This is a genomic window from Azospirillum sp. UFLA03-27, assembly GCF_059803775.1.
The window spans coordinates 1-10131 of record NZ_JAUQTX010000240.1; the positions used below are offsets into that span (position 1 = coordinate 1).

General features: G+C 67.8%; 5 protein-coding genes and 1 pseudogene. 5 read left to right on the plus strand and 1 reads right to left on the minus strand.

Annotated elements, in window-relative coordinates; all coding sequences use genetic code 11:
- Positions 1–224 precede the first annotated feature (224 nt).
- Together Q4I23_RS26200 and odhB are read left to right on the plus strand one after the other, a co-directional pair.
- Complete coding sequence (locus Q4I23_RS26200; RefSeq protein ID WP_498528151.1) at positions 225–3149, plus strand: 2-oxoglutarate dehydrogenase E1 component; 2925 nt, start codon at positions 225–227, stop codon at positions 3147–3149.
- A 42-nt stretch (positions 3150–3191) separates the two neighbouring features.
- Complete coding sequence (gene odhB, locus Q4I23_RS26205; RefSeq protein WP_498528152.1) at positions 3192–4442, plus strand: 2-oxoglutarate dehydrogenase complex dihydrolipoyllysine-residue succinyltransferase; 1251 nt, start codon at positions 3192–3194, stop codon at positions 4440–4442.
- Between the two features lie 138 nt (positions 4443–4580).
- Here the strand turns inward: odhB and Q4I23_RS26210 are convergent, their stop codons facing one another.
- Positions 4581–6842 carry an ATP-binding protein gene (locus Q4I23_RS26210; RefSeq protein WP_498528153.1) on the minus strand — a complete coding sequence of 754 codons (2262 nt, stop codon included), beginning with the start codon at positions 6840–6842 and terminating at the stop codon, positions 4581–4583.
- Positions 6843–7089: 247 nt separating this feature from the next.
- On the opposite strand from Q4I23_RS26210, the gene Q4I23_RS26215 reads away from it, so the two are divergent.
- The 3 genes and pseudogenes from Q4I23_RS26215 to Q4I23_RS26225 all read left to right on the plus strand — a co-directional run.
- Positions 7090–8460 (plus strand): diguanylate cyclase, encoded by a 1371-nt coding sequence (locus Q4I23_RS26215; protein WP_498528154.1) that lies wholly within the window; start codon positions 7090–7092, stop codon positions 8458–8460.
- Positions 8461–8576: 116 nt separating this feature from the next.
- A complete protein-coding gene (gene zapE, locus Q4I23_RS26220) occupies positions 8577–9731 on the plus strand; it encodes a cell division protein ZapE (protein ID WP_498528155.1) in 1155 nt (384 codons plus the stop codon).
- Between the two features lie 132 nt (positions 9732–9863).
- A pseudogene (locus Q4I23_RS26225) lies at positions 9864–10131 on the plus strand (hypothetical protein); the annotation flags it as partial.

Below are 10131 nucleotides of genomic sequence, written 5' to 3' on the forward strand. Positions count from 1 at the left end.
GAAGTCCGTCGGCATCGCCGTCGCCGACAGCCCCGCCAGCCTGGGTTCCACCATGCTGAAGGTCTTCAAGGGCTGATAAAGCGGTAGGCGGGACCCCATATTCCCGCCGACTGCCGAAGGACCGGCGGCCCCCTGTCTCCTCCCGGAGATCCGGGGGCCGCTCGGTCCCAGCGACAAGCAAAAAAACTCTCTGAGGGAACCGGGCAAACGCCCGAGGCAAACATATGTCCGCTAATCTGGAGAAGACCTCGTTCCTGTTCGGCTCGAACGCCGAATATGTCGCGGAGTTGTACGCGCGCTTCCTGAAGGACCCCTCCTCGGTGGATTCGAGCTGGAACGGCTTCTTCAGGGAGCTGGACGACGACTCCCGCGCCGTCCTGAACGAGCTGAACGGCCCGTCCTGGAGCCTGGAGGAGGGCACGCTCGCCAACGGCGCGCTCGACCCCGTCGCCGCCTCGCTGGAAAGCATCGGCGCCCCGGCCGCGACCAACGGCAACGCCGGCCTCGTCGCCCATGCCCAGCAGGTCTATGGCGGCATCAGCCACCAGCAGCTGCGCGCCGCGACGCTCGACAGCATCCGCGCGCTGATGCTCATCCGCGTCTACCGCGTGCGCGGCCACATGAACGCGCATTTCGACCCGCTGGGTCTCGAGAAGCGCGAGCCGCACCCGGAACTGGACCCGGCGACCTACGGCTTCGGTCCGGGCGACATGGACCGCCCGATCTTCCTGAACTACTCGCTGGGCCTGGAGACGGCGTCGCTGCGCCAGATCCTGGAGATCCTGCAGAAGACCTACTGCGGGAACATCGGCGTCGAGTTCATGCACATCCAGGATCCGGAAGAGAAGGCCTGGATTCAGGAGCGCATCGAGGGCGGCCGCAACCACACCGAATTCACGGTGAACGGCAAGCGCGCCATCTACGAGCGCCTGATCGCCGCCGAGGGCTTCGAGAAGTTCCTCCAGCTCAAGTACACCGGCACCAAGCGCTTCGGCCTTGAGGGCGGCGAGTCGATGATCCCCGCGCTGGAGCAGATCCTGAAGCGCGGCGGCCAGCTCGGCCTCAAGGAGGTCGTCGTCGGCATGGCCCACCGCGGCCGGCTGAACATGCTGACCAACTTCATGGGCAAGCCCTTCGCCGCGGTCTTCTCGGAGTTCCAGGGCAACCCGTCCAGCCCGCAGGACGTGCAGGGCTCGGGCGACGTGAAGTACCATCTCGGCACCTCGTCGGACCGCGACTTCAACGGCAACATCGTCCACCTGTCGCTGACCGCCAACCCGTCCCACCTGGAATGGGTCAACCCGGTCGTGCTGGGCAAGGTGCGCGCCAAGCAGGCGCAGCGCAACGACCTGGAGCGCGAGCAGGTCATGGGCGTGCTGATCCACGGCGACGCCGCCTTCGCCGGCCAGGGCATCGTGGCCGAGACGCTGGGCCTGTCGGAGCTGCGCGGCTACCGCACCGGCGGCACCGTGCATTTCATCATCAACAACCAGATCGGCTTCACCACGAACCCGACCTATTCGCGGTCCGGCGTCTACTGCTCGGACATGGCGAAGATGGTCCAGGCGCCGATCTTCCACGTCAACGGCGACGACCCCGAGTCCGTCGTCCACATCAGCCGCATCGCCGCCGAATTCCGCCAGAAGTTCAAGCGGGACGTGGTGATCGACATGGTCTGCTACCGCCGCCACGGCCACAACGAGGGCGACGAGCCGGGCTTCACCCAGCCGCTGATGTACAAGAAGATCCGCGCCCACGGCACCACGCGGGAGCTGTACGGCAAGCAGCTCGTCGAGGAGAACGTCCTCACCCAGGCCGAGTCCGATCAGATGATCCAGGACTTCATGAAGAAGCTGGAGGCCGAGTTCGAGGCCGCCAACTCCTTCAAGCCGAACAAGGCCGACTGGCTGGAAGGCAAGTGGTCGGGCCTGGAGGCCGCGAAGACCGACGACGAGCGCAAGGGCAACACCGGCGTGGCGATCGACGTGCTGCGCGAGGTCGGCAACAAGCTCTGCGAGTACCCGAAGGACTTCGCGATCAACTCGAAGATCGCCCGCCAGCTCGAGGCCAAGAAGAAGTCGCTGGAGACCGGCGAGGGCATCGACTGGGCGACCGCGGAAGCGCTCGCCTACGGCACGCTGCTGGTCGAGGGCAACGGCGTCCGCCTGTCGGGCCAGGATTCCGGCCGCGGCACCTTCTCGCACCGCCATGCGGTGATGTACGACCAGAACACCGAGAACAAGTACATCCCGCTGAACCACCTGCGTCCCGACCAGGGCCCGTTCGAGGTGCATGACAGCCCGCTGTCCGAGGCCGCCGTGGTCGGCTTCGAATACGGCTACTCGCTGGCCGAGCCGCACAGCCTGACCCTGTGGGAAGCGCAGTTCGGCGACTTCGCCAACACCGCCCAGACCATCATCGACCAGTTCCTCTCGTCGGGCGAGTCGAAGTGGCTGCGCATGTCCGGCCTCGTGCTTCTGCTGCCGCACGGCTACGAGGGCCAGGGTCCGGAGCACTCCTCGGCCCGTCCGGAGCGCTTCCTGCAGATGTCCGCCGAGGACAACTGGCAGATCTGCAACCTGACGACCCCGGCGAACCTGTTCCACGCCTTCCGCCGCCAGATGCGCCGGCCCTTCCGCAAGCCGCTGGTGCTGTTCACGCCGAAGTCGCTGCTGCGCCACAAGCTGTGCGTCTCCAGCCTGTCGGAGCTGGCCGAGGGCACGAACTTCCGCCGCGTGCTGGGCGAGACGGCCACCGACCTGCTGCCGAACGAGCAGATCCGCCGCATCGTGGTCTGCACCGGCAAGGTCTATTACGACCTGCTGCAGGAGCGCACCGCGCGCGGCATCAAGGACGTGGCGCTGGTCCGGCTGGAGCAGCTCTACCCGTTCCCCCGCTCCGCCCTGACCGAGGAGTTCGCCCGCTATCCGAACGCCGAGGTCGTGTGGTGCCAGGAGGAGCCGGAGAACCAGGGCTACTGGGCCTTCGTCGACCGCCGTCTGGAAGGCGCCCTCACCTCGATCGAGCACAAGGCCTCGCGCCCCAGCTACGTCGGCCGTCCGGCCGCCGCGTCGCCGGCCACCGGCCTGCTCAAGCGTCACAACCAGGAGCAGGCGAAGCTTCTGGAAGACGCGCTCGTCATCCGCTGACTCGACGCCCAGGCGTAGAACAAGAAAGTACGAGAGGAACTTATGGCTACCGAAATCAAGGTCCCCACCCTGGGCGAGTCCGTCTCCGAGGCGACCGTTGCCCGCTGGCTGAAGAAGGTCGGCGACGCGGTCGCCGCCGACGAGGCGCTGGTCGAGCTGGAGACCGACAAGGTCACGCTTGAGGTGAACGCCCCGTCCGCCGGCACGCTGGCGGAGATCGTCGCCGCCGACGGCGCCAACGTCGGCGTCGGCGCCCTGCTGGGTGTCCTCGGCGAGGCCGGCGCCGCCGTGGCCGCTCCGGCCGCGGCCGCCGCTCCCGCCGCCGCCCCGGCCAAGACGGCCGCCCCGGCGGCGGCCCCGGCCCCGGCGGGCGCTGCCGCCCTGGCCGACGCCGGCCCGGCCGCCCGCAAGCTGGTCGCCGAGAAGGGCCTCGACGCCGCGCAGATCGCCGGCACGGGCAAGGACGGGCGCATCACCAAGGGCGACGTGATCGACCACACCGCCAAGCCGGCCGCGGCCCCCGCCGCCGCTCCGGCCGCCGCGCCGCAGAAGTACCAGTGGACCGCCGGCACCGCGGGCGACCGCCCGCGCGCCGCGCAGGAGGAGCGGGTCCGCATGACCCGTCTGCGCCAGCGCATCGCCGAGCGTCTGAAGGAGGCCCAGAACAGCGCCGCCATGCTGACCACCTTCAACGAGGTGGACATGACCAACGTCATGGCGCTGCGCAACGAGTACAAGGACTTCTTCGAGAAGCGCCACAAGGTGCGTCTCGGCTTCATGTCCTTCTTCGTGAAGGCGGCCATCCAGGCGCTGAAGGAAATCCCGGCGGTCAACGCCGAGATCGACGGCACCGACCTCGTCTACAAGAACTACTACGACATCGGCGTCGCCGTCGGCACGCCGCAGGGGCTGGTGGTTCCGATCGTCCGCGATGCCGACAAGCTCGGCTTCGCCCAGATCGAGGGCAAGATCGGCGAGCTGGGCAAGAAGGGCCGCGACGGCAAGCTGTCGATGGACGAGCTGACCGGCGGCACCTTCACCATCTCCAACGGCGGCGTCTACGGCTCGCTGATGTCCACCCCGATCATCAACCCGCCGCAGTCGGCCATCCTGGGCATGCACAAGACCCAGGAGCGCCCGGTCGTCGTGAACGGGAAGATCGAAATCCGCCCGATGATGTATCTGGCCTTGTCCTACGACCACCGCATCATCGACGGCAAGGAGGCTGTGACCTTCCTCGTCCGCATCAAGGAAAACATCGAGGACCCGCGGCGCCTGCTGCTGGACGTCTGATACGCACAAAGGGATTGCGGGGGGCACCGTCCTCCCGCACCCGACCGCCGGGGACGAAAATCCCCGGACCTCAAAAAAGGCGCCTCGCGGCGCCTTTTTCTTTGCCGTCCGGGTGCCGAGCGCCTGCCTTCGCAGGCATCACACCAGCGCCGCCGCGATCCTTACGGCGGTGTCTTCCGGCTTCACCACCCGCTCGGCGGGCAGGCGCAGGGTCATGGTGGTCCCGGCGCCCAGCGTGCTGGCGCAGATCAGCGAACCGCCGTGCAGTTCCATGAAGTTCTTGGAGATCGACAGCCCCAGCCCGGTGCCCTCGAACTGGCGGCTGGCGGAATTGTCGGCCTGCCGGAAGGGCTGGAACAGATGCTCCATGAACTCCTTGGGGATGCCGATCCCGGTGTCGGTCACCGACAGGGCCAGGGCGCCGTCCTCCTCGACGCGGGCGGCCAGGGTGACGCTGCCGCCTTCCGGCGTGAACTTCACCGCGTTGGACAGCAGGTTGAGCAGCACCTGCTTGAACGCGCGGCGGTCCACCCAGACGGTGGGAAGGCCACCGGACAGGCCGTTGCGCAGGTCCACCCCGCTGTCGGCGGCGCGGTCGCGGACCATGGTCAGGCATTGGGCCACCGCCTCGCAGGGGTCGATCACCTCCTCGGACAGCTCGTAGCGGCCCGCCTCGATCTTCGACATGTCGAGCACCGCGTTCACGATGTCCAGCAAATGCTTGCCGCTGTCGTGGATGTCCTTCGCGCAGGACTTCTGGCGTTCGTTCAGCTTGCCGAAGAACTCGCTGTCGAGGATTTCCGAGAAGCCGATGATGGCGTTCAGCGGCGTGCGCAGCTCGTGGCTCATGTTGGCCAGGAAGTCGGACTTGGCGCGATTGGCCATCTCCGCCTGGCTCTTGGAGGCGAGAAGTTCGGCCTCCTGCTGCCGGCGCTTGGTGACGTCGCGGATGACGCCGACGAAGACGCGCCGCGGCGCGCCATTCTCGTCCGGCCCCCCCTCCCCGTCGGGCCCGCCCAGCCGCAGCGCGCTAACCGCCAGGTTGATCGGGAAGGTGCTGCCGTCGCGGCGCAGCGCCAGAACCTCGCGGTCGTTGCCGATGATGCGCGATCCGGCGTTCGGACGGTATTCGGCCATCGAGCGGTCGTGGCCGGCGCGGAAACCTTCCGGCAGCAGGATGTTGACGCTCTGCCCCACCACTTCCGCCTCGGCATAGCCGAACATGCGCTCCGCCGCGGGGTTGAAGGTCTCGATGATGCCGCGGGAGTCGATGGTGACCACCGCGTCCACCATGGATTCCAGGATGCCGCGGATGCGCCGGGAGGCGCGCTCCAGCCGGTTCTGGTCCTGCTCCCGCCGGGACTGCTGCCGCTCCACGTACCAGGTCAGCAGGGCGATCACCATGGACATGGCGAGGCCCATGGCGACCCACACCGCGCTGTCGCGCTTCCATTCGCCCAGCGCCTCGGCCTTCGGCAACGTCGCGGCGACGGTGAAGGGATAATCGGCGACGCGGCGGACGCTGGCGATGCTGGGGCGCCCGTCGGTGGGCAGCACGCTGTCCAGCGTCGCCGCGTCCCGTGTGCGCAGCGCGGTGTCGACCTCCGGCCAGTCGGCAAGGGTGGCGAGCCGTCGGCGGCCCTCGTCCCAGGGGCGGTGGATCAGCACCGTGCCATCGGCGAGCGCCAGGGTGACCGTGCCCTCCAGTCCCAGCCGCAGTCCTTCGAAGCCGGCCCCGAGCCGCAACGGGTTGATCATGGCGACGACAACCCCGGCGAAACTCCCGTCCGGGTGGGACCAGCGGCGGCTCATCGGAATGACGTAGGTGCCGGGGAAGGCCATGCTGGGAATCGGCGCGCCGACGTGAAGCCCGCCGTCCGAGGCACCCTCGTCCCGGTGGACCGCGAAATAGGGCCGGTTGGTCAGGTCGAAGGCCGGCGGGCTGCTGTCGGCGGAGTGGTGCAGAACGCGCCCCTGCTCGTCCACCACGATCAAGCCGGAGACCGGGCCGATGGCGTCGCGCCGGTTGCGCAGAAGGGCGTTCACCGACGGCGCCGCCACGGTGCGGGCCTGCGGGTGGGTGTCCAGGACGGTGACCAGATCGGACAGCAGCAGGTCCACGCTGAACACCGTGCGGACGGCCTGCTCCTCCAGGATGCGGGCGAGGTTCCGGGTCGAGCGCTCGGCCCCCTGGACGGCCTCGGCGTGGCGCTGCCAGACGCCGTAGGCGATCATCGCGTTCACCACGACGATGAAGGCCACGCCGGACGCCCTCATCAGGAAGCGCACCGACCCCAGAACCTCGAACAGCCGCTCCCCCAATCCGGAGGGGGCCAATCCGGCGGACCCCATTCCAGAGGGCGGCAAGGTCGCGTCGCGAACCGGATTGCGGCTGGCCATGGCTGTGAACAACTCTCCGCACGCAGTACAACAGGGCCGTTGAGGGACCGCCCGCGTGGCATTGCCCAACGTAAGACGGTACCGCCCCCGGCCACCGCCAATCTCACGCGAAAACCATAATGGAAGTTTAACCTTAATGCATCAATGAACCCGATCAGCCGCACGAGCGATTGCCGCTTTGCCTGACGGTCTCCGGGCGTTAAGAATTCGGACGGGTTGGAGACGGTTGCGCAAAGGAACAGGGACGATGGACAGCCAGAAAGACCGCAAGGCCGCGATCCTCGCCGCCACGCTGTCGTCGCTGTGGACGGACACCGAACCCGCCGTGCGCGAGCGTGTGACCGCCATCGCGCTCGCCGACGCCGAGGCGATCTCGGGCGTCTTCTACGCGATCCTGCTGGACCGTCCGGACAGCAACACCTTCCTCAGCCATGCGCTGGTCCAGGAACGGCTGCGCCCCTCGCTGGCGCGCTGGATCGGCGCTCTGTTCACCGCCTCCAGCGACGCGGCCATCGCGGCGGTGCTGGAACAGAATTACCAGGTCGGGCTGATCCACGCCCGCATCAACATCCCGCTGACCCTGGTCAACGCCGGGATGCGGATCATCAAGAAGGAGCTGTCCGCCCGCCTGCTGGCCGCCGACCTCAGCCGCGCGCAGACCGCGTCCGCCATCCTGTTCGTCGGCGAATTGCTGGACACCGTGCTGGACAACATGCACGAGGCCTATCTGGGCGACCTGCTGGGCAACGTCCGCCACCAGCAATCCCTGAAGATGTTCATGAGCGGCCCCAATCTGGCGCTGGAGGGCGAGCGGCTGAAATCGTCGCTGTTCGATTGGCTGCGCAACACGGTGGTGTCCTTCTACGCGCATGAGGACAGCAACCACGCGAGCCCGCCGCCCATCGAATCCTCCGATTTCGGCCTGTGGCTGAACCACAAGGCGGAGCTGACCTTCGGCCGCGTCACCGAATTGGACCTCATCCGCGAGCGCACCAACCGCATCAGCGCCAAGGTGACCGCCGCGGTGGAGGGCGGCTGGATCACCCCCGCCTTCGTGAAGGAGTTGAACAACGACGTCACGGAGATCGCCTACGTCCTCGGCACCATCATCGAGAAGGCGATGGAGATCGAAAGCGGGCGCGACCCGCTGACCCGCCTGCTGACGCGGCGCTTCATGCCGGCGATCTTCCAGCGCGAGGTCGCCATCAGCCTGCGCCACGGCAAGCCCTTCGCCGTGCTGCTGATGGACGCCGACCATTTCAAGACGATCAACGACACGCTGGGCCATCAGGCGGGCGACTCCGTCCTGTCGGACATGGCGGAACTGCTGCACACCCACGTCCGTGCCGGCGATTTCGTCTTCCGCTATGGTGGGGAGGAGTTCCTCATCCTGCTGACCGAGATGGACGAGGCGGCGCTGCGCGTGAAGGCCGACCAACTGCGCCGAACGGTCGAGGAGCACCGTTTTCACGGTGCCGGGAACGGGCTGCGGGTCACCGCCTCGATCGGAGCGGCCCTGCACGAGGGGCACCCGGATTACGAACACACCGTCCGCCGGGCCGACGCCGCCCTCTACGAGGCCAAGCGCCAGGGACGCAACCGCGTGGTGATCGCCTGAATGGTGATCGTCTGAATGGTGATCGCCTGAGCGCATCTGTATCCCGGCATCGGGCGTTGCCCCGCGGGGATGCATCGGCTACGTAAGACCTTTCCCTGCCGAGACCCGCGAATTCCATGTCTGACGGACCGCTTTCGCTCTACCGGGCCCGCCGCGGCACCGGAACGCTGCGCCCCGACCCCGACCAGGAACTGGCCGCCGAGAAGCTCCAGAGCCTCTACAAGGCGCTGAAGGGCTACAGCCCACAGCCGGCCGGGAAGGCTGGCGGAGCGAAGGCTGGCTGGCTGGAGCGGTTCGGGCTGGGCCGCCCGCGCTCCGAACCGGCTGAGGCGCCGCAGGGCCTCTACATGTACGGCGGCGTCGGGCGCGGCAAGTCGATGCTGATGGACCTGTTCTTCGACACCGCTCCGGTGGAGAAGAAGCGCCGCGTCCATTTCCACGAGTTCATGCTGGAGGTGCACGAGCGCATCCACCAGCACCGCCAGTCGGGCAAGAGCAAGGGCAAGGACGCCGACGACGCCCTGCCCGAACTGGCCCGCGCGCTGGCCGACGAGGCGTGGCTGCTCTGCTTCGACGAGTTCCACGTCACCAACGTCGTGGACGCGATGATCCTGGGCCGGCTGTTCACCAGCCTGTTCGACCTCGGCGTGGTGGTGGTCGCGACCTCCAACTGGCCGCCGGACATGCTCTACAAGGACGGGCTGCAGCGTGAGCTGTTCCTGCCCTTCATCGCGCTGCTCAAGGATAAGCTCGACGTCCTTGCGCTGGAGGGTCCCACCGACTACCGGCTGGACCGGCTCCAGGGCAAGCCCGTCTATTTCTGGCCGCTCGGCCCGGAGAGCGACGCCAAAATTCGCCAGACCTTCGAGACGCTGACCGACGGCGCCCGGGGCGAACCGACCCATCTGTCGGTCCAGGGCCGAAAGGTGGAGATCGCCTGTGCCGCCAAATGCGTCGCGCTGGTGGATTTCTGGAGCCTGTGCGGCAAGCCGCTGGGCGCCGCCGACTACATCGCCATCGCGACGCACTTCCACACCGTGCTGATCCACGGGGTGCCGACGATGAAGGACGAGCTGCGCAACGAGGCCAAGCGCTTCATGACGCTGATCGACGCGCTCTACGAGCACAAGGTCAACCTCGTGGTCGCCGCCGAAGGCCCGCCGGAACGGCTGTACCCCGAGGGCACCCACGCCTTCGAATTCGAACGCACGGTCAGCCGCCTGATGGAGATGCAGAGCGAAGACTACCTGCACCAGCAGCACCTGACCTGAGGGGCCGGGGCGCCGCGCCCCGCCCGTGTTACCACGGGGATGCCGCCCTACTCCCGTTTCGCGCCGAAGATATGCGGGCGCCCGACGTTGTATTGCTGAACGTCGGTCCAATGGCGAGGGAGAGGGCGAAGCATGCCTTGGCGGTCGCGGTGCGGTGCACTGACGCTGGCGCTTTTTCTGACGGCACCGATCCATTCCGCCCCCGCCGCCGCGGCGGGCAGCGTCGATTGCTGGCTGCTCGATGGGGACGCGCTGACCCGGGCGCGCGAAGGCGGCTGGTGCAAGGACGCCTTTTCCCGGAATTCGCAGACCGGGGAGGCGCCGGTCGTCACGGTGACCGCAGCCCCCCTGCCCGCCCCCCAGCCCCACCCGCCCCCGCAGAACCGGTCGCTTATACACA

Coding starts and splice junctions, on each gene's coding strand:
- Q4I23_RS26200 (WP_498528151.1), top strand. CDS start 225: ATGTCCGCTAATCTGGAGAAGACCTCGTTCCTGTTCGGCTCGAACGCC.
- odhB (WP_498528152.1), top strand. CDS start 3,192: ATGGCTACCGAAATCAAGGTCCCCACCCTGGGCGAGTCCGTCTCCGAG.
- Q4I23_RS26210 (WP_498528153.1), bottom strand. CDS start 6,842: ATGGCCAGCCGCAATCCGGTTCGCGACGCGACCTTGCCGCCCTCTGGA.
- Q4I23_RS26215 (WP_498528154.1), top strand. CDS start 7,090: ATGGACAGCCAGAAAGACCGCAAGGCCGCGATCCTCGCCGCCACGCTG.
- zapE (WP_498528155.1), top strand. CDS start 8,577: ATGTCTGACGGACCGCTTTCGCTCTACCGGGCCCGCCGCGGCACCGGA.